Here is a 23569-nt window from a genome sequence, read left to right on the forward strand (position 1 = left end):
GCGCCACAGCGGCATGCGGCCGGACGCGAATCAGCGGGTAGGTTGAACCAATGCCACTCAGGCTGGGCCGCCGGGAGTTCGCCGACACCGACCTGCTGGTGATGGCCATCGTCAACCGCACGCCCGACTCGTTCTACGACCGCGGCGCGACGTTCACCGACGAGGCCGCGCTCGCCGCCGTCGACGTGGCGGTGCGCGACGGCGCGGACATCGTCGACATCGGTGGGGTGAAGGCCGGGCCCGGCGAGGCCGTGGACGCGGCCGAGGAGGCGCGGCGCACGGTGCCGCTGATCCGCCAGGTGCGTGCCCGCCACCCGGAACTGGTGATCAGCATCGACACCTGGCGTGCCGAGGTGGGCGAGGCGGCCGTGGAGGCCGGCGCCGACCTGCTCAACGACACCTGGTCGGGCGCCGACCCCGACCTCGCGGTGGTCGCGGCACGCACCGGAACCGGGCTGATCTGCTCGCACGCCGGTGGCCTGGCGCCCCGTTCCCGCCCGCACCGGCCGAGCTTCCCCGACGTCGTCGGGGACGTGGTGGGCACGGTGACGCGCCTGGCCGAGCGGGCGGTCGAGGTGGGCGTGCGCCCGGACGGCATCCTGATCGACCCGGCGCACGACTTCGGCAAGAACACCTGGCACTCGCTGACGCTGACCCGGGAGCTGGAGAAGCTCGTCGCCACCGGCTGGCCGGTCCTGGTGGCGCTCTCCCGCAAGGACTTCGTGGGCGAGACGCTCGACCTCGGCGTGGACGAGCGGCTCGAGGGCACGCTCGCGGCCACCTCGATCAGCGCCTGGCTCGGCGCGCGGGTGTTCCGCGCTCACGACGTGCGGGCGACCCGGCGCACGCTCGACATGGTCGCCTCGATCCGCGGCACCCGGCCGCCGACGTTCACGCGTCGGGGCCTGGCGTGACCCGCACCGGCGCGGACGGCCCGGCCTCCACCCGGACCTCCGAGCGCAGGCCCTCCTCGAGGGCGTCGAACGCGGCCGGCACCGAGTCGACGACGGTGAGCAGGGCCAGCGCCTCGGTGCGCACGAAGCCGCGCGCCGCGAGGTCACCGAGCCAGGCCAGCAGCCCGTCGTAGAAGCCGTCGGTGTTCAGGAGGACGACCGGCTTCGCGTGCATCCCCAGCGACCGCGACGTCCAGACCTCGAACACCTCCTCGAGCGTGCCGATGCCGCCGGGGAGGCCCAGGAACGCGTCGGCGCGGTCGTCCATCGCCGCTTTCCGCTCGCGCATGCCGGTCGTCCTGATCAGCTCGTCGGAGTCGAAGTCGGCGATCTCGCGGCTGCTCAGCGCCTCGGGGATCACCCCGACCGTGCGCGCTCCCCCGGCCCTGGCGGCGGCCGCCACCGCGCCCATCATCGAGACCCGGCCGCCGCCGGACACCAGCGAGTGCCCACGGCGGGCCAGTTCGGCGCCGACCTCGGCCGCCAGGTCGACCAGCGCGGGGTCGATCGACGTCGAGGACGCGCAGTACACGCAGACGGCGGCCATCAGGCTTCCACCGGCGCGTCGTCGATGCCGGTCGCCTGGTGGGCCGAGAGCGCCTCGGCCGAACTCACGGCGGCGACCGCCTCGTCGATGTCGTCGGTGAGCTGGATCAGCTCCAGGTCCTGCTCGGAGATCTTGCCGTCGGCGAGCATGCTCCGGCGCAGCCAGTCGACCAGCCCACCCCAGTACTCGGTGCCGATCAGGACGACCGGGAAGCGCGTCACCTTGCGGGTCTGCACCAGCGTGAGCGCCTCGAACAGCTCGTCGAGCGTGCCGAACCCCCCGGGGAGGACGCAGAACGCCTCGGCGTACTTCACGAACATGGTCTTGCGGGCGAAGAAGTAGCGGAAGTTCACGCCGACGTCGACCCACCGGTTGAGCCCCTGCTCGAACGGGAGCTCGATGCCCAGCCCCACGCTGACGCCGCCGGCCTCGCTCGCGCCCTTGTTCGCGGCCTCCATCGTGCCGGGCCCACCGCCGGTGATCACCGCGAACCCGGCCTCGACCAGGGCCCGGCCGAGCTTCTCGGCGCGCTGGTACTCGGGGTGGCCGACCGGGGTGCGGGCCGAGCCGAACACGCTGACCGCTGGACCCAGCTCGGCGAGCGCGCCGAAACCCTCGACGAACTCGCTCTGGATACGCAGGACACGCCAGGTGTCGGTGTGGATGAAATCCGCACGCCCGCTTTTGTTGTCGAGCAGCCGCTGATCAGTGGTACTAGTCGGTACCTGCTGGCGGCGGAGCGTGACGGGACCCCGCTGGTGCTCGGGACTACTCATGGTGGCAACGGTATCCCGACGACGGCAAACGCTAATCGGCGGCGAGGTAGCGACGAAGTGCCTGCACGGCTTCGGTGATCTTTCGGGTGTCGACGTACTCCCCGGCCTGATGGGCCAGGTTCGGGTCACCCGGTCCGAAATTGACCGCCGGAATCCCCAGCGACGCGAAGCGGGCGACGTCGGTCCAGCCCAGCTTCGCCTGCACCGGCGCACCGAGCTCGGCGACGAAGTTCGCCGCGGCCGGCGCGCTCAACCCGGGCAGCGCACCCGGCGCGGAGTCGGTGATCTCCACGTCGAACCCGGCGAACACCTCACGGACGTGCGCCTCGGCCTGGGCCTCGCTGCGGTCGGGCGCGAAGCGGAAGTTCACCGTGACCTCGCAGCGGTCGGGGATGACGTTGCCGGCGACGCCGCCGCTCACGGCCACCGCGTTCAACCCCTCGCGGTAGACGCAGCCGTCGATGTCCACCTGGCGCGCCTCGTACGCGTTGAGCGTGTCGAGGATCGCCGCGGCGGCGTGGATCGCGTTCACGCCGTGCCAGCTGCGTGCCGAGTGCGCGCGCTTGCCGTGCGTGGTGACCTTCGCTCGCATCGTGCCCTGACAGCCGCCCTCGACCGTGCCGTCGGTGGGCTCGAGCAGCACCGCGAAGTCCGCGGCGAGCCAGTCCGGGTGGTTGCGGCCGACCCGTCCGAGGCCGTTCTTCGACGCTTCGACCTCTTCGTTGTCGTAGAGCACGAGCGTGAGGTCGTGCGCGGGCTCCTCGACCGTGGCCGCCAGGTGCAGCAGGACCGCGTCGCCGCTCTTCATGTCGGTGGTGCCGCACCCATAGAGCAGGTCACCCTCGCGCCGCGAGGGCACGTTGCCGGCGATCGGCACGGTGTCGAGGTGCCCGGCCAGCACGACCCGGTGCGGCCGGCCGAGGTTCGTCCGGGCGACGACCGTGTCGCCGTCGCGGGTGACCTCGTACCGCTTCAGGCCCTCCAGGGCGCGGAACACCTCGTCGGCCAGCGGCCCTTCGGTTCCGGAGACCGAGGGGAAATCGACCAGGGCAGCGGTGAGAGCGACCGGGTCGCCCGCGAGGTCCAACGTCACGACCCGACAGTAACGCTCGATAGGGTGGACGCCGTGAGCATCTGGGGAGTGGGCCTGGCGACCGAGTACGCCGGACAGATTCTGGACGTGTGGTTCCCCACCGGGAAGTTGGGTGTGGGCGAAGCCGGGGTACCAGGACTTTCGCCCGGCGTCGCGCGGCTGGACAAGGCTCAGGGAGAGACCGCGCTCGGTTCGGAACTGGCGAGCGCGGTTGGGCCCGATCCGCTGCGCGGCGTCGAGGTCTCGGTGGTCTCGGTCGTCACCGGCCTGGACGAGGCCCCGGTCGACGCGGCGGACGCCTACCTGCGTCTGCACCTGCTCTCCCACCGGCTGGTGAAGCCGCACGGAGTGAACCTCTCCGGTCTTTTCGGGGTGCTGGCGAACGTGGCGTGGACCTCCGCCGGCCCGGTGCTGGCCACCGAGGTCGAGCCCGTCCGGGCCCGGGCCCGCGCGGCACGCACCCACTTCGAGGTGTACGGCGTCGACAAGTTCCCGCGGATGACCGACTACGTGGTGCCCTCCGGCGTGCGCATCGCCGACGCCGACCGGGTGCGGCTCGGCGCGCACCTCGCGTCCGGCACCACGGTCATGCACGAGGGCTTCGTGAACTTCAACGCCGGCACGCTCGGCAACTCGATGGTCGAAGGCCGGATCTCGGCCGGGGTCGTCGTGGGTGACGGCTCCGACGTCGGTGGCGGCGCGTCGATCATGGGGACGCTGTCCGGCGGCGGCACGACCGTGATCTCGATCGGCGAGCGGTGCCTGCTGGGGGCCAACTCCGGGCTGGGCATCCCGCTCGGCGACGACTCGGTCGTGGAGGCCGGCACGTACGTCACCGCCGGGTCGAAGGTGACGCTCCCCGACGGCTCGGTCGTGAAGGCCGCGTCGCTCTCGGGGGCCGACGGGGTGCTGTTCCGCCGCAACTCGGTCACCGGCGCGCTGGAGGCCGTACCCCGCGCCGGCCGCTCCTGGGGCGGGCTGAACGAGGCCCTGCACGCCAACTAGGTCGGCGCCTTCTCGGTCCCTTCCCGCGGGAAGGGACCGAGAACCCGGTTACTCGCTCAGTCGCTTCACTGCGGCGGCGACCCGCTCGTCCGTGGCGGTCAGGGCAACCCGCACGTGCCGCGCGCCCTCCGGCCCGTAGAAAGCCCCGGGGGCGACGAGGATCCCGCGCTCGGCGAGCCATCCCACCGTGTCCCAGCAGGGTTCGTCCCGGGTGGCCCACAGGTAGAGGCCCGCCTCGGAGTGCTCGATGCGGAACCCGGCGCCGGTGAGCGCCTCCCGCATCGAGGCCCGTCGTTTCGAGTACAACGCGCGCTGTTCGGCCACGTGGGACGCGTCACCCAGCGCCGCCGCCATCGCGGCCTGCACCGGCTCCGGGACGATCATCCCGGCGTGCTTGCGTACCGCGAGGAGCTCACCGACGATCGCCGGGTCGCCGGCGACGAAACCCGCCCGGTACCCGGCCAGGTTCGACCGCTTCGAGAGCGAGTGCACCGCGAGCAGGCCGGTGACGTCGCCGTCGGACACCTCGTCGGACAGGATCGAGACCGGCTCGGCGTCCCAGCCGAGCTCCAGGTAGCACTCGTCGGAGATCACGACCGTGCCGCGCTCCCGGGCCCAGGCCACCACCTTGCGCAGGTGCGGCACCCCGAGCACCCGCCCAGTGGGGTTCGACGGGGAGTTCACCCAGATCGCGGCGGTCTTCCCCGGCCCGGACGCGACAGTGGCGTCCGAGCGGACACCACGGGCCCCGGCGAGCCGGATGCCGACGTCGTACGTCGGGTAGGCCAGGGACGGGAACTGCACGGTGTCCGACGGGCCCAGCCCGAGCAGCGTCGGCAGCCAGGCGACGAGCTCCTTGGACCCGATCGTCGGCAGCACCCCGACCGGCGCCGAGGCACCGAGCCGGTTCCGGACCCAGGCGGCGATCGCGTCGCGCAACGGGGGCGTACCGGCCGTCAGCGGATATCCCGGGGCGTCCGCGGCCGCTACCAGCGCGTTACGCACCACCGCGGGCGTCGGGTCGACCGGCGTGCCGACGGACAGGTCGACGATGCCGTCGGCGTGCTCCCGCGCCCGCTTCCCGTAGGGCGCCAGCGTGTCCCACGGGAAGTCGGGCAACGATGCCGAGATCAGTGCTCACCTTCCTGCGGCGGGAGCGCGGCCACCAGCGGAGCGTCGTGCTTGATCAGCCCCAGCTTGGACGCACCGCCCGGCGAACCGATCTCGTCGAAGAAAACGACGTTGGCGTTGTAGTACTCGCGCCATTCTTCCTTCACGTCGTCCTCGTAGAAGATCGCCTCGACCGGGCACACCGGCTCGCAGGCACCACAGTCGACGCACTCGTCGGGGTGGATGTAGAGCATCCGCTCCCCCTCGTAGATGCAGTCGACGGGGCACTCCTCGATGCACGCCTTGTCCTTGACATCAACACAGGGCTCGGCGATGACGTACGTCACGTAGGTAGTCCTTCCAGGCGCGGTGGCGGCTTCACCGTACGGATGGTGGGGAACCGGGCCGCCTTAGCGGTATCTAGTATCGCTGGCTGCAGATCTCGATGCAGAGGCGGGTCAGATGTCGCTCCACCCGACGGACGTCGGTCACCGGGTCGTGGTACGGAGGGTGCTCACCGGCCCTGACGCCGAACGACCGCAGTTCGGCGACGTTCTGGGCGAGCTTATCGAGTTGGACGCCGAACGCCAGTGCGTGGTGGTGAGAACGCCCACCGCCGAGGTAGTGATTTCCGTCGCTGACATCGTGGCCGCGAAACGCATCCCGCCGCGGCGGGTCAAGGACCTGGAGCTCGAACGCATCGCCGCGCTGGGCTGGCGGGGGTCGGACACCGAGCAACTCGGCGGCTGGCACCTGCGCGCGGCCGGCGGCTGGACGGGCCGCGCGAACTCGGTGCTCCCGCTGGGCGACCCCGGTGTGCCGCTCGACGAGGCGCTGAACTTCGTCCGGAGCTGGTACGCCGACCGCGGGCTCCCGCCGTTGTTCCAGCTCCCGTTGCCGGCCACCCGGCGGCTCGCCCGATCGCTCGAGGAACGCGGCTGGCGCGACCTGCGCGGTGCGCTGGTGCTCACCGCGGAGATCGCCGACCTCCGGCTCCCGGCGAGAGACCTGCCGCCGGTGACGATCACCGGCGAACCCGACGCCGACTGGCTGGCCGCGTACCACTACCGCGGCACCGCGCTGCCCGACGTCGCCGTGGAGGTGCTGCGCAACGCCGCGACGCCCGGGTTCGCCTCCGTCCGCCAGGACGGCCGGACGCTCGCGATCTGCCGCCTCACGGTCGACGAGGGGTGGGTCGGGATCACGGCGGTCGAGGTCGATCCCGCCCACCGGCGGCGCGGTCTGGCCACCCACCTGCTGGCGGGTGCGCTCGACCGGGCCGACGCGCACAGCGTCTACCTGCAGACCGAGCCGGAGAACACGGCGGCCCGCGCGATGTACGAGAAGCTGGGCTTCACGCAGCACCACGTGTACCGGTACTACGGCGCGGCCTAGCGGCGGCGCGGTTTCTGGGCGGCGTAGGCGCCCCAGGCGCGGCTCTTCGGGTCGAGGCCGAACGCCACCGCGAGCAGCACACCGATCGCCGAGCCGATGAGCAGCACGCCGAGGCAGACCAGCAACTGGAGCAGCCACTGGGTGACGCCGGAGCCGAACGGCGTCGCGCCGGAGACGAACGGCCCGACGAGCGTCACCAGCAGCGCCGAGATCACCAGGTCGAAGAACAGGTCACCGGCGGTGACGCCCCAGAGGTACCGGCGCGCGGTGAGGAAACCGGCGACGGCGATGACGACGCCCATCGCGGCCAGCGACACCAACGCGGTCGTGAGTTCGACGTCCTCGCTGGTGCCGTTGGCGAGGCGCAGCACCAGCCGCGCGCCGAAGTTCACCACGATCAGCACCGCGACGACGACGCCGACCCGGGTCCACCTGTTCTGCATTCGCGACACGTTAGGGCACGACGTTCCGCGGTGACCTGGGAATTACCACGGTCACAGCCAACGTCACGACGATCGTCAGCATCCCGAGGAGCAGGAGGCCGTACCCGACCCAGTCGCCCTGGACGACCAGGTCACCCTCGGACGTGCGGGTGGAGAGCGGGAAGATCGTGAGGAACCAGGCCACGGCCGGGATGATCGTGGCGCCACCGTGCCCGGCGCCGTACCGGGTGACCGACAGCCCGAGCACGATGCCGACCACGACGATCACCCAGCTGATCGGGATCGGCGTCGTCCCGATGCGGAACGGGGTGAGGAACGCGGCGATCAACTCGGTCGTGACGACCAGGAGCGTGCCCACCAGCACGGCGGCGACCCGCAGCGGCCACTCCATCTACAGCCCCGCGAACAGGTCGTCTTCCAGCCCCGCGCCGCTGCTGTGGCCCACCGCGCGGATGTAGTACTCGACGCCGACCGGCTCCACCCCGAGGTTCTCGGCGAGCGCGTGCAGCCACGTCCCCGGGTCGACCTGGGTGGCGTGCGCACGCATCGCGGCCTGCTTGGCCAGGGCGAACGCCGACGCGTCGATGCGCGCGCCGAGCTTCTCGTCGGCGGTGACGAACGGCAGCAGGTCGACGTCGCGCTCACCGGCGAACGGGTTCTCGGCCGACGTGGCGAACGTCTCGATGCCGCGGGCGAGCAGCGACCGGGGCTCGCTGGGGTAGTACACCTTCGCCACCCGCCAGGAGTCGGCCGCCAGCTCGATCGCGCGCATCGTCACGCGGTGGGCCTGGATGTGGTCGGGGTGCCCGTAGAGCCCTTCCGGGTCGTACGTGACGACCACCTGCGGCTGGACCTCCCGGATGACGTCGGCCAGCCAGGCGGCGGCCTCCTCCACCGGGGCGCGCCAGAACGCCCGTGGGTGGTCGTTCTGCGGGGTGCCGATCATGCCGCTGTCGCGGTAGCGGCCGGTGCCGCCGAGGAACCGCTGGTCGCTGACGCCGAGCGCCTTGAGCGCGACGTCCAGTTCGCCGATCCGGTACCCGCCGAGCTGGTCGGCCTGGTCGGCGGCGAGCCCCGCCAGCGCGGGCACCAGTATCTCGCCCTCCTCGCCGAGCGTGCAGGTGACGAGCGTGACGTGGGCACCTTCGGCCGCGTACCGGGCCATCGTGGCGCCGGTGGTGATCGTCTCGTCGTCGGGATGCGCGTGCACCAGTAGTAGTCGTCGGGCGGGGAGGCTCATGGCGGCAAGCCTAGGATGGCGTGGTGAGTGCGCAGACGTCGTTCCCCCGGTTGGCCGCCCGGACCCGCAACTTCACGCTGGGAGCGCCCCGCACGGTGGCCGTCTCCCGGGACGGCGAGCGGGTCGCGTTCCTCCGCTCGGCCGGCCCCACCGACCCGGTGCACGCGCTCTGGGTGCTCGACGTCGGCAGCGGCGCGGAGCGCATCGTCGCCGATCCGCGGGCGTTCCGCGACTCCGACGACGAGGACCTGCCGCCGGAGGAGAAAGCGCTGCGTGAGCGTCGCCGGGAGGCCGGCGGCGGCATCGTCTCCTACGCCACCGACGAGGACATGCGCAGCGCGGTGTTCACGCTCGGCGGGAAGCTGTTCCGGATCGGGCTGCTCCCCGGTGACGACCCCACACCGCTCGAGCTTCCGGTGGCCGGGCCGGTGCTGGACCCGCGGCCCGCTCCGCGCGGCGACCGCGTCGCGTACGTCACCGGGGGCGCGCTGCACGTCGTGGAGCGCTCCGACGACACCTGGACCGACCGCACGCTCGTCGCCGAGGACGGCGTCACCTGGGGTGTCGCCGAGTTCGCGGCCGCCGAGGAGATGAACCGTTTCCGCGGCTACTGGTGGTCGCCGGACGGCGAGCGCATCCTCGCCGCGCGCGTCGACGAGTCGCCGGTGCGGACCTGGTACATCGCCGACCCCGCGCAGCCCGGCCGCGCGCCGGGCTCGATCCGCTACCCGCAGGCCGGCAGCCCGAACGCGCTGGTGAGCCTGCACATCGTCGCGCTGGCCGGCGATCGGCTGCCGCTGGCGTGGGACGCCGAGCAGTACCCGTACCTGGTCACCGGCGGCTGGGACGACAGCGGCTGCCCACTCTTCACGGTGATGGACCGCCGCCAGTCCAAGGCACTGGTGCTCGGCGCCGACCCCGACACCGGCGAGCTCACCACCCACCTGGAGACCACCGGCACCCCGTGGCTGGAGGTCCTGCCGGGCACCCCGGCGCTGCTGGGCGACGGCCGTCTGGTGTGGAGCACCGACCAGGGCGACGCCAGGCAGCTGCTGGTCGGCGGGGTGCCGGCCACGCCGCCCGGGCTCTACGTGCGGCGCTACGTCGGGCCGGACGGCGCCGACGTGCTGGTGGAGGGCACCGAGGGTGCGCCCGAGCAGAACCACCTGTACCGGGTGGGGCCGGACGGCGTGGCCCGTCAGGTCACCGAGGGCGTCGGCTGGTTCAGCGCGGTGTCGGGTGGCTCCACCCGGGTGGAGGTGCGGCGCACGCTCGACACGGTCGGCGTCACGTACGTCGTCGACGGCAGCCGGGCGCTGGAGTCGTTCGCGTCCGCGCCGCCGTTCACGGCGAACCCGGTGCTCAGCCGGGTCACCGACCGGCGGCTGCCCGCGGCGGTGCTCTACCCGCGCGACCACGTGCCGGGCACGCGGCTGCCGGTGCTGATGGACCCGTACGGCGGGCCGCACCACCAGGAGGTGATGGCCGCCGGGTCGCTGTGGCTGGAGCCGCAGTGGTGGGCCGACCAGGGCTTCGCGGTCGTGATCGTGGACGGGCGGGGCACGCCCGGCATCTCACCGTCGTTCGAGACCGCGATCCGTTCCGACTTCGCCGGGCCGGTGCTCGACGACCAGGCCGACGGGTTGCTGGCGCTGGCGAAGGAGCACCCGGACCTCGACCTCGGCCGGGTCGGGATCCGCGGCTGGTCGTTCGGGGGGTACCTGGCGGCGTTGGCGGTGCTGCGGCGTCCGGACGTGTTCCACGCCGGTATCGCGGGCGCGCCGGTGACCGACTGGATCCTCTACGACACGTTCTACACCGAGCGGTACCTCGGGCTGCCGGACGAGGACCCGGAGGCGTACCGCCGCTCGTCGCTGATCGAGGACGCGGGGAAGCTCTCGCGGCCGTTGATGATCGTGCACGGCCTGGCCGACGACAACGTGGTCGCGGCGCACACGCTGCAGCTCTCCTCGGCGCTCCTGGCCGCCGGCCGCCCCCACGAGGTGCTCCCCTTGACCGGCATCACCCACATGGCCACCGACGAGACCGTGAAAGAGAACCTGCTGCTCCTGCAGCTGGATTTCCTACGGAAGTCTCTTGGGTTCTGACCTGGAGCCCGCCCAGGGCGACGCTGCCAGTCGAGCGCGAATCCGCCGCGTATAGCTGATACTCAAGGGTTCGCGCTCGCCTGGCAGCGTCGTTCTGGGCGGGCCGCCCACTAGGTTTCCGGGAAGTGGCAGGCGGCGAGGGAGCCGCCGTTCTTGATGGTGAGCGGCGGCGCCTCCTGGGCGCACTTGTCCTGCGCCTTCCAGCACCGGGTGCGGAACCGGCAGCCGGACGGCGGGTCGAGCGGCGTCGGCACGTCACCGGTCAGCCGGATGCGCTTGGAGTCGGCGTTCCCGAGCTGCGTCACGTCCGGCACCGCGGACAGCAGCGCCCGCGTGTACGGGTGCGACGGACGCTCGTAGATCGCCTCGCGGTCGCCGATCTCGACGATCTTCCCCAGGTACATCACCGCGATGCGCTGGGAGAAGTGCCGGACGACGGCCAGGTCGTGCGCGATGAACAGGAACGCCAGGTCCAGCTCGCTCTGCAACTGGCGCAGCAGGTTGATGATCTGCGCCTGGATCGACACGTCGAGCGCGGACACCGGCTCGTCGGCGACGATGAACCGCGGCTGCACGACGAGCGCCCTGGCGATGCCGATGCGCTGGCGCTGCCCGCCGGAGAACTCGTGCGGGTAGCGGTTGTAGTGCTCGGGGTTGAGCCCGACCAGCTCCAGCATCTCCTGGACGCGCTTCTTGCGGCCGCCCGGCGGGTCGATGCCGTTGACGTTCAGCGGCATCTCGATGATGCGGCCGACCGTGTGCCGCGGGTTCAGCGACGAGTACGGGTCCTGGAAGATGATCTGCATGTCCTGACGCAGCTGCGTCAGCGACCGGCCCTTCGCCTTGGTCACGTCCTTGCCTTCGAACGTGATCGAGCCGGCCGAGGCCTCGAGCAGGCGGATCACCATCCGGCCGGTCGTGGTCTTCCCGCAGCCGGACTCCCCGACCAGCCCCAGCGTCTCGCCGGGCGCGACGTCGAAGTCGACGCCGTCGACGGCACGCACCACGGCCTTCTCGCCGAACAGCCCGCCGGTCACCGGGTAGTGCTTCGCGAGCCCACGGACGGAGAGCAGTGCCTCCCGCGAGGGCTTCGTGTCCTCGACCGACGTCTCGGTCACCTCGACGCTCACAGCGCCACCCCTGCTTCCGCGATGTCCCGCTGGTAGATCTCGCGCCGGCGGTCGGCCGGCAGGTGGCACGCCACCGAGTGCCCGACGTCGTCCAGCACCGGCAGCAGCTCCGGCACGTCGGTGAACGAGCGGTCGCCGTTCTGGCCGGCGTACGGGCAGCGCGGGTGGAACGCGCAGCCGGACGGACGGTTGAGCAGGCTGGGCGGGCTGCCCTTGATCGGGACGAGGTCGGCCTCGGCGTCGCCGTGCAGCGACGGCACCGAGTTCAGCAGACCCCAGGTGTACGGGTGCTGCGGGCGGCGCAGCACCTGCTCGACGGTGCCCTTCTCGACCGCGCGCCCGGCGTACATCACCAGGACGTCGTCGGCGATCTGGCTGATCACGCCGAGGTCGTGCGTGATGATGATGACCGCCGAGTGGAACTCGCGCTGCAGGTCCTCGAGCAGGTCGAGGATCTGGGCCTGGACGGTCACGTCCAGCGCGGTGGTCGGCTCGTCGGCGATCAGCAGGTCGGGGTCGTTGACCAGCGACATCGCGATCATCGCGCGCTGGCGCATACCGCCGGAGAACTCGTGCGGGTAGCTGTCGACGCGCTTGTCGGGGCGCGGGATGCCGACCCGGTCGAGCATCTCGATCGCCCGCGTACGGGCTTCCTTCTTCGACGCGTTCGGGTGGTGGATCCGGTACGCCTCGACGATCTGCCGACCCACCGTGTAGTAGGGGTGCAGCGCGGAGAGCGGGTCCTGGAAGATCATGGCCATCGTCTGGCCACGCAGCTTCCGCACCTCCTCCTCCGGGCAGCCGACGATCTGCCGTCCGCCGACCGTGATGCTTCCGGTGATCTCCGCACGCTTGGCGTCGTGCAGCCCCATGATCGCCATGCTGCTCACCGACTTGCCGGAGCCCGACTCGCCGACGATGCCGAGCGTCTGGCCGCGGCGGACGCCGTAGCTCACGCCGTCGACGGCCCGCACGGTGCCGTCCATCGTCGCAAAGGAGACCTTGAGGTCGTCGACGCGCAGGAAGTCTTCTTCCTCGGTTGTGTCAGTCATCCGAGCCTCACCCGCGGGTCGATGTACGCGTAGAGCCAGTCGACGATCACGTTCGTCAACACGATGAAGAACGCGGCCAGCAACACGGTGGCCATGACGACCGGCAAGTTCAACTGTCGCGCGGCCTCCGCCGCGGTGAACCCGACACCCGGCATGCCGAACACGTTCTCGGTGATGACCGCACCGCCGAGCGACACACCCAGGTCCAGACCGAAGATCGTGACGATCGGGGTGATACCGGCGCGCAGCGCGTGGCGCAGGTAGACCTGCCGCGACGGCAGACCCTTGGCCCGCGCCGTGCGGACGAAGTCCTCGGACAGGGTCTCGAGCATCTGGGCGCGGGTGAGCCGGGCGTAGATCGCCGAGTTGAGGAACGCGAGCGTCGTCCAGGGCAGGATCATCCCGACGATCCAGTCGCCGAAACTCTCGAACGGACTGGTGTAGGTGGGCGTCGGTAGCCATTTCAGGGTGTAGACGAACAACACCTGCAAGAGCAGGCCGACGAAGTAGATCTGCAGCGAGGCACCGGCGAGCGAGAAACCGATCGCCGACCGGTCGATCCAGGTACCTCGGCGCAACGCGGAGATGAAGCCGAGCGAGACCCCCAGCAACGCCCACATCGCGGCTCCACCGAGGACGATCGAGATCGTCACCGGGAGCGCGCGTCCGACGATGCTGGACACCGCCTCACTGCTGCGGAACGACCAGCCGAGGCAGGGCGCCTCGCACTTGATCGCGGTGTCACCCTGGCCGATCGTGCGGCCGACCACGATGCCCTTCATGTACTGGCCGTACTGCGTCCAGAGCGGCTGGTCCAGGCCGAGTTGCCTCTCGATGTTCTGAACCTGGGCGGGGCGGCAGTCGCGACCGCATTGCAGTTCGGCCGGGCTGGTCGGAACCGCGAAGAACATAAAAAAGGTGAGGACGCTCACGCCGAACAGAGTCAGCAGCGCGAGTGAGCCTCGCCGCAGGATGAACCGGGCCACGGACCTCTCCCAGCCGGGTGCTCCGGTCGGCCGCCGAGTCGGCGGCCGACCGGAGCAGTGGTGACTACTTGACGTACAGGTTGTTCAGACCCGAGTTGCCGTACGGCTTGCTCAGGTAGATGCCGCCGATCTTCGAGCCGTACAGGGTCGTCTGCTTGTCGTAGATGACCGGGATGGTCGGCGCGAGGCGGGTCATGATGTCCTTGTCCAGCGCGCCCCAGGCCTTGTCGGCCTCGGTCAGGTCGGACAGCCCGAGGATCCGGACGATCTCCTCGTTGGTCTTCGGGTCGTTCAGGTACGCCGTGTTGTTGTTGCCTTCCGGCGTGATCCGCTTGCCGTCCCACAGCGGCGGGATGACCGTTCCGGCTCCCGGCCAGTCCGAACCCCAGCCGTACATGTACATGTCGAACTGGTTGTTCTTCTTTCCGATGACCGTGTAGTACTGGTCCTCGTCGACCGGCTGGATCGTGAGGTCGACACCGGCCGGCTTCAGGCTGCTCCGCAGGAACGCGGCGATCGCCTGGTTGCGCTCGGTGTTGCGGTAGGCGTAGGTGAGCTTGACGGTCTTGTTGCCGAGCAGCTCCTTGGCCTTCTCGATGTTGCCGGTCGGGCCGCCGTCGTAGGCGTTGTACTTCTCGTAGCCCGACGTCGTCGGCGAGAGCAGCGTCGAACCCGGCTCGCCGGCGTAGGAGCCCCACACCTTGAGCAGACCCTGGCGGTCGATCGCGTAGTTCAGCGCCTGGCGGAGCTTGAGGTCGGTCACCCGCTGGGTGTTGAAGTTGATCTGCCAGACGTACTGCGTCGGGCCGGTCAGGATCCGGTCCTTGGCCTGCGCCACGGCCTTCGGGTAGACGCTCGCGGGGATCGTCATGTCCTGGAAGGTCAGCGCGGTCTGGGCCGCACCGGCGTCGGAGATCAGCAACTCGCTGGCCTGCTCCGCGGTCCGGGTGAAGTCGACCACGTACTGGTCCGGGTAGTCGTGCCGGATCGGGTCGGTCTTCGGGTCCCAGTTCTCGTTACGCACCAGCACCATCTTCTGGGTGCGGTTGTACGTCTGGATCTTGTACGGACCGGACGAGAACGGCCGGTTGTCGTACTGGATCTTCGTGTCACGCGCCGGCGGCACCGGCGACGCGGTCGGCAGCGCCATCGCGAACGGGGTGTCCGCGTGGGCCTCCGGGAAGTTGAAGATGATCGTCTTCGCGTCCGGCACCTGCACGTTCGGCGGCACCTTGGCGCCACCGTTGTACGGGCCCTTGTACTTCGCGTTGTAGTCCGCGCTACCGGCCAGCCACTGCTGGATGTAGTGCGGGCCGTTGGGCAGGTCCGGGCTGAACGAGCGGGCGATGCCGTACGCGACGTCCTGGGCGGTGATCGCCGAGCCGTCCTCGTACTTCAGGCCGTCCTTCAGCGTGTACTTCCAGGTCTTACCGCCGTTGGACTCCTCGCCGGTGTTCGTGGCGAGGTCACCCACGACCTCCAGCTTGCCGTCGCCGTTCTCCCGGTACTGGGTCAGCGTCCGGTACAGCAGGTTCGAGCCGGTCGTCTGCGACGGCACGACGTAGTTCTGCTGCGGGTCGAGGTGCTCGAAGTCGCCGCTGGTGTACAGCGTGACGGTGCCGCCCTTCTTGGCACCGGAAACCTCGGGAGCGGGTCCGTCCGAGTTCTCCGCGAGCGTGGCGGTCTGCGTCTCCGCCTTCGTCGTCTCACCGGAGTTGGTGTCCTCGCCGGTGTTTTTGCTGCATCCGGCGGCGGCGAGCGCCACCGCAAGGATGCCGACGCTCAGCATCCGTACTGGTCGTCGCACGAGTACCTCTCTTCTTCCCAAGGAACCGGTCATCGCGCAGACCGGGGATCAAGTGCGTCGCGCAGCGAGTCACCGAACAGGTTGAACGCCAGCACGAGCAAGAACAGTGCGATGCCGGGGAAGAACGCGTACGCCGGGTCGGCGGACACGTAGCTGGTGGACCGGAAGATCATCCGACCCCAGTCCGGCACCGGTTCGGTGACACCGATACCGAGGAACGACAACGCCGCCTCGGTGGTGACGTACTGCGGGACCGCCAGCGAGAACGTCACCAGGATCGGAGCCCACAGGTTCGGCAGCAGCTGCCGGAAAATGATGTGCCGGGTTCCCGCGCCGGCCGCGCGCGCGGCGTCGACGAACTCACGTTCGCGGAGCGAGAGGACCTGGCCGCGGACGAGCCTCGACGTGCTCATCCAGCCGAATGTCACGAGCACGCCGACGACGACGTAGATGCGTGATTCGACGCTCGGTTGTTTCTGCACGGAACCCGTGATCAACGTGTTGATGATGGGAATTGCCGCGAGCGAGAAGATGATGAAGGGAAACGCCAGTAGCAGGTCGGTGATCCAGCTGATCACCGAGTCGACCCAGCCACCCAGGAAACCCGAGACCAGGCCCATGATCACGCCGAGGACCGTGCTGAACACCGCGGCCGCGAATGCGATGCCGAGTGACGTCCGGGCGCCGTAGACCAACTGCACGAAGATGTCCCGGCCGAGCTGCGGCTCGAGGCCGAACCAGTGGTCGCCGCTGACTCCGCCCAGGTAACCGAGCGGATAGCCGATCGAGTCGAGCTGGTCGCCGAAGAGCTGGTCCTTGTTAATTCCGTAGGCAGACACGATGAGGTCTGCGAAGATCGCGACCAGAAGGAAAAACACCAGCACGACGACGCTGGCCACCGCGATCTTGTCGCGGCGCAGGCGCAGCCAGGCGAGTTGCCCCGGCGAGCGACCCTGAACCTTGGGCTGCTTGCTCCCGGTTTCGCCGGGCTCGTCTCCGGCAGCCGGCGCGAGCACCGCCTCCGTGTCGAGCGGCAGGACGGGGCCGGGGCCGCTGAGGCCGCCGGCCGCTTCCGTCGCGGGCCGATCGCCGCCGACATGGCTCATCGCTGGCGTTCTCCTTCCTTCTATTACGGAGCGTCAGCACAAAGTTGCAGCATGCAACACAGACGGGTCGTCCCGTTGTGACGTGCACATGCCGGTCTGCGCCGCCCCGCCGAAAAGCTACGCGAATGTTCATAACGGCGAGGCGTCCCTAGCCCACAATCGTGTAACAGGTCAATCACGGGCGCTGAGCCGACGCGACAGCGCGTAGCAGTGTCGTCTACGGATTTAACTTCGGTATCGATTCGCTAACGGCACCGGGCCGGTAAAACAAAACCGCTCCGGGCCAGCGGCCCGGAGCGGTATGAGACCGGAATTACGCCGGTGGGTTGGCCCACTTGCGCCGGCCGCGCGTCTTCTCCCGCTCGTGACCGGAGAGTACGACCTTGCGAATCCGCACGGTGGCCGGGGTGACCTCGATGCACTCGTCCTCGCGGCAGAACTCGAGCGCCTGCTCCATCGACATCTGCCGGTAGGGGATCAGCGGCACCAGCACGTCGCCGGAGGACTGGCGCATGTTGGTGAGCTTCTTCTCCTTGGTCGGGTTGACGTCCATGTCGTCGGACCGGGAGTTCTCGCCGACGATCATGCCCTCGTACACCTCGGTGCCGGGGCCGACGAACATCACGCCCCGCTCCTGCAGGTTCGCCAGCGCGAACCCGGTGGTGGGGCCCCGCCGGTCGGCGACCAGCGAGCCGGTCGGCCGGGTGCGCAGCTCACCGTGCCACGGCTCGTACTTCTCGAACACGTGGTGCAGCAGGCCGGTGCCGCGGGTGTCGGTGAGGAACTCGGTGCGGAAGCCGATCAGGCCACGCGCCGGAACCAGGTACTCCATCCGCACCCAGCCGGTGCCGTGGTTGACCATCTGCTCCATCCGGCCCTTGCGCAGGGCCATCAGCTGCGTGACGACCCCGAGGTAGTCCTCCGGGATGTCGATGGTCAGCCGCTCCATCGGCTCGTGCACCTTGCCGTCGATCTCGCGGGTGACGACCTGGGGCTTGCCGACGGTGAGCTCGAAGCCCTCCCGGCGCATGATCTCGACCAGGACGGCCAGCTGCAGCTCACCGCGGCCCTGGACCTCCCAGGTGTCGGGCCGCTCGGTGTTGAGCACGCGGATGCTCACGTTGCCGACGAGCTCGGCGTCCAGCCGGCTCTTGACCAGGCGGGCGGTGAGCTTCTTGCCGCTCTCGCCGGCCAGCGGCGAGGTGTTGATGCCGATCGTCATCGAGATGCTGGGCTCGTCGACCGTGATGACCGGCAGCGGACGCGGGTCCTCCGGGTCGGCGAGCGTCTCGCCGATCGTGATGTCGGGGATGCCGGCGATCGCGATGATGTCCCCGGGGCCGGCCGACTCGACCGGCTTGCGCTCGAGCGCGTCGGTCATCAGCAGCTCGGTGATCTTGACCCGCTCGATCGAGCCGTCGGCCCGGCACCAGGCGGCCTGCTGGCCCTTCTTGATCGTGCCGTTGTGCACCCGGCAGAGCGCCAGGCGGCCCAGGTACGGCGACGAGTCGAGGTTCGTGACGTGCGCCTGCAGCGGGACGCTCGGGTTGAACTTCGGCGCCGGGATCGTCTCCAGGATCGCGTCGAACAGCGGCTTGAGGTTCTCGCTGTCGGGCAGGCTGGCGTTCGCCGGCCGCTCGAGCGAGGCCCGGCCGGCCTTCGCGCTGGCGTAGACGATCGGGAACTCGATCTGGTGCTCGTCGGCGTCCAGGTCGAGGAAGAGCTCGTAGGCCTCGTCGACGACCTCGGCGATGCGCGAGTCGGGCCGGTCGACCTTGTTGACGACCAGGATCACCGGCAGCTTGGCCTCGAGGGCCTTGCGCAGCACGAACCGGGTCTGCGGGAGCGGGCCCTCGCTGGCGTCGACGAGCAGCAGCACGCCGTCGACCATCGACAGGCCGCGCTCGACCTCACCACCGAAGTCGGCGTGGCCGGGGGTGTCGATGATGTTGATCGTCGTGTCGCCGTACTTCACGGCCGTGTTCTTCGCGAGAATGGTGATGCCCTTCTCGCGCTCGAGGTCCATCGAGTCCATGACCCGGTCGTCGACGTCCCCCTGCTCCCTCTGGTGCTCACTGAACGCACCGGACTGCCAGAGCATGGCGTCGACCAGCGTGGTCTTACCGTGGTCGACGTGCGCGACGATCGCGACGTTGCGCAGATCCTCGCGGCGGGACAGCACCGTGTCCTCGGACTGGGCGGGCATGACGAGGTCACTCCTGAGTTGGTTCGGGGTTCGCCCGCGACGCAGATGACACCGGGCCAAATCCCATTCTACGGGGCTCCGCCGCTGCCTCTTTACACCGCTGCTTCACCCCGCCGCGACGGCCGGGGTTGCCCGCGGCGCCGCGGCGGGCCACGGTCGGACCATGGCTGTCACGACGCTCAGTGCCGAGGAAGTCACCGCCGGACTCGCGACGCTGCCGGAGTGGTCCGGTGACCCCACCGGGATCCGGCGAACGGTGGAGGCGGAGTCCTTCCCGGCGGCGATCGCGCTCGTCGACCGGGTGGCGGTCGTCGCCGAGGCCCGCGACCACCATCCCGACATCGACATCCGGTGGCGGACGGTGACGTTCGCACTCGTCACCCACTCGGCCGGCGGGGTGACCGCGAAGGATCTCGACCTGGCGTCCGAGATCGATGCACTCGTCACCGGCTGAACTGATTCCGTGACTACTTGATTCGGACTTTGCTCGATTAAGTCCCAATCGCGCCGCGCCGGTTAGACGTAAACGCTTCCCGTGTGGGATGGATCACGGCAGACTGCCGGTACGTAGGGTCGACGCGCACAGGGGCGCCGGCGGGCTGACGTTGCCCGGCGTCCCCGAACCGCGTCGAGGCGCCACGGAGGTGGTCACGATGTCGGTGCGTGCGAACGAAACCACGGAGCTCGCGCAGGTCAGGCGCGCGCTTCTCGAACTCGACCGGGCAGTCGGTCAGCTACAGGCCCAGCACACCGAAACGCTCGGCGTGCGGCGGCTCGTGAGCGACGTCCGCCGGCTCATCGAAGACCTGGACGAGATCGGCGAGCTACCGCCGGCTCGAGCCGAGGAAGCTCGCCTCCACTACGTGTCCGACACGCCGTATCCACCGGATCTCTGGCGCGATTGTGACGACGAAGGCCTCGGCGGCCGCAGGTAGGCCACGCACATAACTTCACAGGAGCCACCCCAGGCATGAGTGCACCCCCTATTCCCCCAGCTGCTGTCTCCCCCGAGCCTCGCGCCCGCGCGAAGATCACCGCGCGGACCCTGCGCACGGACCGCTGGTGGCTGACACCCCTGCTGACCGTCCTGGGCCTGGTGGCCTGGATCGCCTACGCGACCGTGCGGGCGTTCATGCAGAAGTACTACTGGGTCGACGACTACCACTACCTGACGCCGTTCTACTCGCCCTGCGTCTCCAACGGCTGCGTGCCGGAGGCCGCGCACTTCGGGCGGGTGCTGCCGGACGTCTGGTTCATCCCGTACGCCGCGCTCAGCCTGCCGTTCCTGCTGCTGTTCCGGCTGACCTGCTACTACTACCGGAAGGCGTACTACCGGTCGTTCTGGCTCTCGCCGCCGGCCTGCGCCGTGGCCGAGCCGCACACGAAGTACACCGGTGAGACCCGCTTCCCGCTGCTCGGGCAGAACGCCCACCGCTACGCGTTCTACGCCGCGTTCCTGATCTCGATCATCAACACGTTCGACGCGTTCGCGGCGTTCCGGTCGGGTGACGGCTTCGGTTTCGGGCTGGGCAACGTGATCCTGCTCGCCAACGTCGTCGCGCTCTGGGCGTACACGTTGTCGTGCCACTCCTGCCGTCACATCGTCGGCGGGCGGCTCAAGCACTTCTCCAAGCACCCGGTGCGCTACCGGGCCTGGACGTTCGTGTCGCGGCTCAACGGCAAGCACCAGGAACTGGCGTGGCTCACGCTCGGCACGCTCGCCTTCACGGACTTCTACGTGATGGCGGTGTCGGCCGGCTGGTTCTCCGATCTGCGATTCGTCGGGTGAGTGCAATGACCAACATCGAGAAGCATTCGTACGACGTCGTGGTGATCGGCGCCGGTGGCGCCGGTCTGCGCGCGGCGATCGAGGCACGCCAGCAGGGCATGCGGACGGCGATCATCTGCAAGTCGCTGTTCGGCAAGGCCCACACGGTGATGGCCGAGGGCGGCGCGGCGGCCGCCATGGGCAACGTCAACAGCAAGGACAACTGGCAGGTGCACTTCCGCGACACGATGCGCGGAGGCAAGTTCCTCAACCACTGGCGGATGGCCGAGCTGCACGCCCGCGAGGCGCCGCAGCGGATCTGGGAGCTGGAGACCTACGGTGCGCTCTTCGACCGCACCAAGGACGGCAAGATCAGCCAGCGCAACTTCGGTGGCCACGAGTACCCGCGGCTCGCGCACGTCGGCGACCGCACCGGCCTGGAGCTGATCCGGACGCTGCAGCAGAAGATCGTCAGCCTCCAGCAGGACGACCAGCGCGAGCACGGCGACTTCGAGAAGTACCTGCGGGTGTTCCACGAGGTGACGGTCAGCGAGCTGCTCAAGGACGGCGACCGGATCTCCGGGGCGTTCGGCTACGCGCGTGACGACGGCCGGTTCCTGCTGTTCGAGGCACCCGCGGTGGTGCTGGCGACCGGCGGCATCGGCAAGTCGTTCCAGGTCACGTCGAACTCGTGGGAGTACACCGGCGACGGCCACGCGCTGGCCCTGCGGGCCGGCGGCACGCTCGTCAACATGGAGTTCGTGCAGTTCCACCCCACCGGGATGGTCTGGCCGCCCTCGGTCAAGGGCATCCTCGTGACCGAGTCGGTCCGCGGTGACGGCGGGGTTCTCACGAACTCCGAGGGCAAGCGCTTCATGTTCGACTACATCCCGGACGTGTTCAAGGACAAGTACGCGACCAGCGAGGAAGAAGCCGACCGCTGGTACACCGACGCCGACAACAACCGGCGTCCCCCGGAACTGCTCCCCCGCGACGAGGTCGCGCGCGCGATCAACTCCGAGGTGAAGGCCGGGCGCGGTTCCCCGCACGGCGGGGTCTACCTGGACGTCTCCAAGCGGCTGCCGGCCGACGAGATCCGGCGCCGCCTGCCGTCGATGTACCACCAGTTCAAGGAGCTGGCCGACGTCGACATCACGGCCGAGCCGATGGAGGTCGGCCCGACCTGCCACTACGTGATGGGCGGGATCGAGGTCGACCCGGACTCGCAGGCCGCGGTGGGCGTCTCCGGGCTGTTCGCGGCCGGTGAGGTGTCCGGCGGCATGCACGGCTCCAACCGGCTGGGCGGTAACTCCCTCTCCGACCTGCTGGTGTTCGGGCGTCGCGCGGGTTCGTACGCCGCGGAGTACGTCACCGGCCTGGAGGGGCGTCCGTCCGTGCTCGACTCCGACGTCGAGGCCGCGGTGTCGTTCGCGCTGGCGCCGTTGTCCCGCGAGGACGGCGAGAACCCCTACCAGGTGCAGCTCGACCTGCAGAAGACGATGCACGAACTGGTCGGCATCATCCGGAAGGCGCCGGAGATCGAGAACGCCCTGTCCACGCTGGTCGCGCTGCGGGAGCGGGCGTCGACGGTGTCGGCCGTCGGCGGGCGGACGTACAACCCCGGCTGGCACGTTGCGCTCGACCTGCGCAACCTGCTGGTCGTCGCGGAGTGCGTGGCACGGGCCGCGTTGATCCGCGAGGAGAGCCGCGGTGGGCACACCCGGGACGACTTCCCGGAGATGTCCGCCCACTGGCGGCAGCGCAACCTGATCTGCTCGCTGGCCAAGGACGAGCCCGGCGTGACCGTCCGGGAGCAGCCGCTGCCGACGATGCCGGTCGAGCTGCTCTCGCTGTTCGAGCGGACGGAGCTGTCGAAGTACCTCACCGACGAGGAGCTTTCCGTGCTGGCCTCCTCGCCGGAGGCACCGCCCGCGGTCGTCGCTGCCGCTCGGCAACCGTCCGAGGACACCTCGCGCGACTCGTCGCCCGAGACCGTCGCGGACGAGCGCAGTACCACCGGCGACGCGGTCGGTAGGAGCCACTCCGAGGGAAGCAGGGGCTGATGGGGTACCAGGCGAAGTTCCGGGTCTGGCGCGGCGCCGGCCGTCCCGACGAGACGATCACGGCCGCCGAGGCCGACGGGGCGCTGCACGACTACGAGGTCGAGGTCAACGAGGGCGAGGTCGTCCTCGACGTCATCCACCGGCTGCAGCAGACGCAGACGCCCGACCTGGCCGTGCGGTGGAACTGCAAGGCCGGCAAGTGCGGGTCGTGCTCGGCCGAGGTCAACGGCAAGCCGCGGCTGATGTGCATGACCCGGATGTCGACGTTCGCCGAGGGCGAGACCGTGACCGTCACTCCGATCCGGACGTTCCCGCTGATCCGTGACCTGGTTACCGACGTCTCGTACAACTACCAGAAGGCGCGCGAGATGCCCGCGTTCGCGCCGCCGCCGGGGGTGGAGCCGGGCGAGTACCGGATGCAGCAGGTCGACGTCGAGCGGTCGCAGGAGTTCCGGAAGTGCATCGAGTGCTTCCTCTGCCAGAACACCTGCCACGTCGTGCGTGACCACGACGAGAACAAGCAGGCGTTCGCCGGCCCGCGCCTGTTCATCCGGGCCGCGGAGCTGGACATGCACCCGCTGGACGCCAAGCCGGACCGCAAAGAGTTCGCCCAGGCCACCCAGGGCATCGGGTACTGCAACATCACGAAGTGCTGCAGCGAGGTGTGCCCGGAGCACATCCACATCACCGACAACGCGATCATCCCGATGAAAGAACGCGTCGTCGACCGCAAGTACGACCCGATCACCTGGCTGGGCTCGAAGATCGGCCGCCGGAAGAG

The 23569-nt window shown here is 69.8% G+C and carries 22 protein-coding genes and 1 pseudogene; 9 read left to right on the top strand and 14 right to left on the bottom strand.

From position 1 onward, the window contains the following. The first annotated feature begins 50 nt into the window (after positions 1–50). Positions 51–914, top strand: a complete 864-nt coding sequence (folP, locus tag ABD437_RS42200; RefSeq protein ID WP_344654612.1) for a dihydropteroate synthase — start codon at positions 51–53, stop codon at positions 912–914. On the opposite strand, the gene ABD437_RS42205 is transcribed toward folP, so the two are convergent. The 3 genes from ABD437_RS42205 to dapE are packed head-to-tail and all read right to left on the bottom strand — an operon-like array spanning position 892 to position 3369. After that, entirely contained in the window at positions 892–1500 is a 609-nt protein-coding gene (locus ABD437_RS42205; RefSeq protein ID WP_344654613.1) for an LOG family protein, read from the bottom strand. The genes folP and ABD437_RS42205 overlap by 23 nt on opposite strands. After that, the gene (locus tag ABD437_RS42210) at positions 1500–2276 is read right to left on the bottom strand and encodes an LOG family protein (protein ID WP_344654614.1); all 777 of its coding nucleotides are present in this window, start codon (positions 2274–2276) and stop codon (positions 1500–1502) included. The genes ABD437_RS42205 and ABD437_RS42210 overlap by 1 nt, the downstream gene beginning before the upstream one ends. A gap of 31 nt (positions 2277–2307) precedes the next feature. Next, complete coding sequence (dapE, locus tag ABD437_RS42215; RefSeq protein WP_344654615.1) at positions 2308–3369, bottom strand: succinyl-diaminopimelate desuccinylase; 1062 nt, start codon at positions 3367–3369, stop codon at positions 2308–2310. Positions 3370–3402: 33 nt separating this feature from the next. Between dapE and dapD the strand changes: the two genes are divergently transcribed. Beyond that, on the top strand, positions 3403–4374 hold the full coding sequence (dapD, locus tag ABD437_RS42220) for a 2,3,4,5-tetrahydropyridine-2,6-dicarboxylate N-succinyltransferase (protein WP_344654616.1): 972 nt from the start codon (positions 3403–3405) through the stop codon (positions 4372–4374). 48 nt (positions 4375–4422) lie between these two features. Here dapD and dapC read toward each other — a convergent pair whose 3' ends face one another. After that, on the bottom strand, positions 4423–5493 hold the full coding sequence (gene dapC / locus ABD437_RS42225) for a succinyldiaminopimelate transaminase (protein ID WP_344654617.1): 1071 nt from the start codon (positions 5491–5493) through the stop codon (positions 4423–4425). A gap of 11 nt (positions 5494–5504) precedes the next feature. Then, on the bottom strand, positions 5505–5831 hold the full coding sequence (fdxA, locus tag ABD437_RS42230; RefSeq protein ID WP_035857536.1) for a ferredoxin: 327 nt from the start codon (positions 5829–5831) through the stop codon (positions 5505–5507). A gap of 115 nt (positions 5832–5946) precedes the next feature. On the opposite strand from fdxA, the gene ABD437_RS42235 reads away from it, so the two are divergent. Further along, a complete protein-coding gene (locus ABD437_RS42235; protein WP_425558378.1) occupies positions 5947–6879 on the top strand; it encodes a GNAT family N-acetyltransferase in 933 nt (310 codons plus the stop codon). Here ABD437_RS42235 and ABD437_RS42240 read toward each other — a convergent pair. The 3 genes from ABD437_RS42240 to mshB are packed head-to-tail and all read right to left on the bottom strand — an operon-like array spanning position 6876 to position 8562. After that, positions 6876–7322, bottom strand: a complete 447-nt coding sequence (locus ABD437_RS42240; RefSeq protein ID WP_344654619.1) for a hypothetical protein — start codon at positions 7320–7322, stop codon at positions 6876–6878. The two genes, ABD437_RS42235 and ABD437_RS42240, sit on opposite strands and share 4 nt — an antisense overlap. A gap of 10 nt (positions 7323–7332) precedes the next feature. Further along, on the bottom strand, positions 7333–7713 hold the full coding sequence (locus ABD437_RS42245; protein ID WP_344654620.1) for a hypothetical protein: 381 nt from the start codon (positions 7711–7713) through the stop codon (positions 7333–7335). Then, positions 7714–8562 (bottom strand): N-acetyl-1-D-myo-inositol-2-amino-2-deoxy-alpha-D-glucopyranoside deacetylase, encoded by an 849-nt coding sequence (mshB, locus tag ABD437_RS42250; protein WP_344654621.1) that lies wholly within the window; start codon positions 8560–8562, stop codon positions 7714–7716. Positions 8563–8585: 23 nt separating this feature from the next. Between mshB and ABD437_RS42255 the strand changes: the two genes are divergently transcribed. Further along, positions 8586–10670 carry a S9 family peptidase gene (locus tag ABD437_RS42255; RefSeq protein WP_344654622.1) on the top strand — a complete coding sequence of 695 codons (2085 nt, stop codon included), beginning with the start codon at positions 8586–8588 and terminating at the stop codon, positions 10668–10670. A gap of 110 nt (positions 10671–10780) precedes the next feature. Here the strand turns inward: ABD437_RS42255 and ABD437_RS42260 are convergent, their stop codons facing one another. The 6 genes from ABD437_RS42260 to typA all read right to left on the bottom strand — a co-directional run bounded on the left by ABD437_RS42260 (position 10781) and on the right by typA (position 18957). Continuing rightward, positions 10781–11800, bottom strand: coding sequence for an ABC transporter ATP-binding protein (locus ABD437_RS42260; RefSeq protein ID WP_344654623.1), 1020 nt, complete (start codon positions 11798–11800; stop codon positions 10781–10783). Further along, on the bottom strand, positions 11797–12852 hold the full coding sequence (locus ABD437_RS42265) for an ABC transporter ATP-binding protein (protein ID WP_344654624.1): 1056 nt from the start codon (positions 12850–12852) through the stop codon (positions 11797–11799). The genes ABD437_RS42260 and ABD437_RS42265 overlap by 4 nt, the downstream gene beginning before the upstream one ends. Further along, positions 12849–13838 carry an ABC transporter permease gene (locus tag ABD437_RS42270; protein ID WP_344654625.1) on the bottom strand — a complete coding sequence of 330 codons (990 nt, stop codon included), beginning with the start codon at positions 13836–13838 and terminating at the stop codon, positions 12849–12851. Before ABD437_RS42270 ends, ABD437_RS42265 begins: the two co-directional genes overlap by 4 nt. Before the next feature lie 64 nt (positions 13839–13902). Continuing rightward, positions 13903–15645: an ABC transporter substrate-binding protein gene (locus ABD437_RS42275; RefSeq protein WP_344654626.1), complete on the bottom strand. Its 1743-nt coding sequence runs from the start codon at positions 15643–15645 to the stop codon at positions 13903–13905. Between the two features lie 29 nt (positions 15646–15674). Further along, positions 15675–16751 carry an ABC transporter permease gene (locus tag ABD437_RS42280; protein WP_344654627.1) on the bottom strand — a complete coding sequence of 359 codons (1077 nt, stop codon included), beginning with the start codon at positions 16749–16751 and terminating at the stop codon, positions 15675–15677. 313 nt (positions 16752–17064) lie between these two features. Further along, positions 17065–18957 carry a translational GTPase TypA gene (gene typA, locus ABD437_RS42285; RefSeq protein WP_344654628.1) on the bottom strand — a complete coding sequence of 631 codons (1893 nt, stop codon included), beginning with the start codon at positions 18955–18957 and terminating at the stop codon, positions 17065–17067. 163 nt (positions 18958–19120) lie between these two features. Between typA and ABD437_RS42290 the strand changes: the two genes are divergently transcribed. From ABD437_RS42290 to ABD437_RS42310, 5 genes and pseudogenes are all read left to right on the top strand, one after another. Next, positions 19121–19411: a 4a-hydroxytetrahydrobiopterin dehydratase gene (locus tag ABD437_RS42290; RefSeq protein WP_344654629.1), complete on the top strand. Its 291-nt coding sequence runs from the start codon at positions 19121–19123 to the stop codon at positions 19409–19411. 199 nt (positions 19412–19610) lie between these two features. Next, positions 19611–19892: a hypothetical protein gene (locus tag ABD437_RS42295; RefSeq protein WP_344654630.1), complete on the top strand. Its 282-nt coding sequence runs from the start codon at positions 19611–19613 to the stop codon at positions 19890–19892. 35 nt (positions 19893–19927) lie between these two features. Then, complete coding sequence (locus ABD437_RS42300) at positions 19928–20746, top strand: hypothetical protein (protein ID WP_344654631.1); 819 nt, start codon at positions 19928–19930, stop codon at positions 20744–20746. A 5-nt stretch (positions 20747–20751) separates the two neighbouring features. After that, the gene (locus ABD437_RS42305) at positions 20752–22788 is read left to right on the top strand and encodes a fumarate reductase/succinate dehydrogenase flavoprotein subunit (protein ID WP_425558379.1); all 2037 of its coding nucleotides are present in this window, start codon (positions 20752–20754) and stop codon (positions 22786–22788) included. Further along, positions 22788–23564 (top strand): annotated as a pseudogene (locus ABD437_RS42310) (succinate dehydrogenase/fumarate reductase iron-sulfur subunit); the annotation flags it as partial. The gene ABD437_RS42305 and the pseudogene ABD437_RS42310, both read left to right, overlap by 1 nt. Positions 23565–23569: the final 5 nt, after the last annotated feature.

The sequence above is a fragment of the Cryptosporangium japonicum genome (genome assembly GCF_039524755.1).
In the GTDB taxonomy this organism is placed as follows: domain Bacteria; phylum Actinomycetota; class Actinomycetes; order Mycobacteriales; family Cryptosporangiaceae; genus Cryptosporangium; species Cryptosporangium japonicum.

Coding starts and splice junctions, on each gene's coding strand:
- folP (WP_344654612.1), top strand. CDS start 51: ATGCCACTCAGGCTGGGCCGCCGGGAGTTCGCCGACACCGACCTGCTG.
- ABD437_RS42205 (WP_344654613.1), bottom strand. CDS start 1,500: ATGGCCGCCGTCTGCGTGTACTGCGCGTCCTCGACGTCGATCGACCCC.
- ABD437_RS42210 (WP_344654614.1), bottom strand. CDS start 2,276: ATGAGTAGTCCCGAGCACCAGCGGGGTCCCGTCACGCTCCGCCGCCAG.
- ABD437_RS42235 (WP_425558378.1), top strand. CDS start 5,947: ATGTCGCTCCACCCGACGGACGTCGGTCACCGGGTCGTGGTACGGAGG.
- ABD437_RS42240 (WP_344654619.1), bottom strand. CDS start 7,322: ATGCAGAACAGGTGGACCCGGGTCGGCGTCGTCGTCGCGGTGCTGATC.
- ABD437_RS42245 (WP_344654620.1), bottom strand. CDS start 7,713: ATGGAGTGGCCGCTGCGGGTCGCCGCCGTGCTGGTGGGCACGCTCCTG.
- mshB (WP_344654621.1), bottom strand. CDS start 8,562: ATGAGCCTCCCCGCCCGACGACTACTACTGGTGCACGCGCATCCCGAC.
- ABD437_RS42265 (WP_344654624.1), bottom strand. CDS start 12,852: ATGACTGACACAACCGAGGAAGAAGACTTCCTGCGCGTCGACGACCTC.
- ABD437_RS42280 (WP_344654627.1), bottom strand. CDS start 16,751: ATGAGCCATGTCGGCGGCGATCGGCCCGCGACGGAAGCGGCCGGCGGC.
- typA (WP_344654628.1), bottom strand. CDS start 18,957: ATGCCCGCCCAGTCCGAGGACACGGTGCTGTCCCGCCGCGAGGATCTG.
- ABD437_RS42290 (WP_344654629.1), top strand. CDS start 19,121: ATGGCTGTCACGACGCTCAGTGCCGAGGAAGTCACCGCCGGACTCGCG.
- ABD437_RS42295 (WP_344654630.1), top strand. CDS start 19,611: ATGTCGGTGCGTGCGAACGAAACCACGGAGCTCGCGCAGGTCAGGCGC.
- ABD437_RS42300 (WP_344654631.1), top strand. CDS start 19,928: ATGAGTGCACCCCCTATTCCCCCAGCTGCTGTCTCCCCCGAGCCTCGC.
- ABD437_RS42305 (WP_425558379.1), top strand. CDS start 20,752: ATGACCAACATCGAGAAGCATTCGTACGACGTCGTGGTGATCGGCGCC.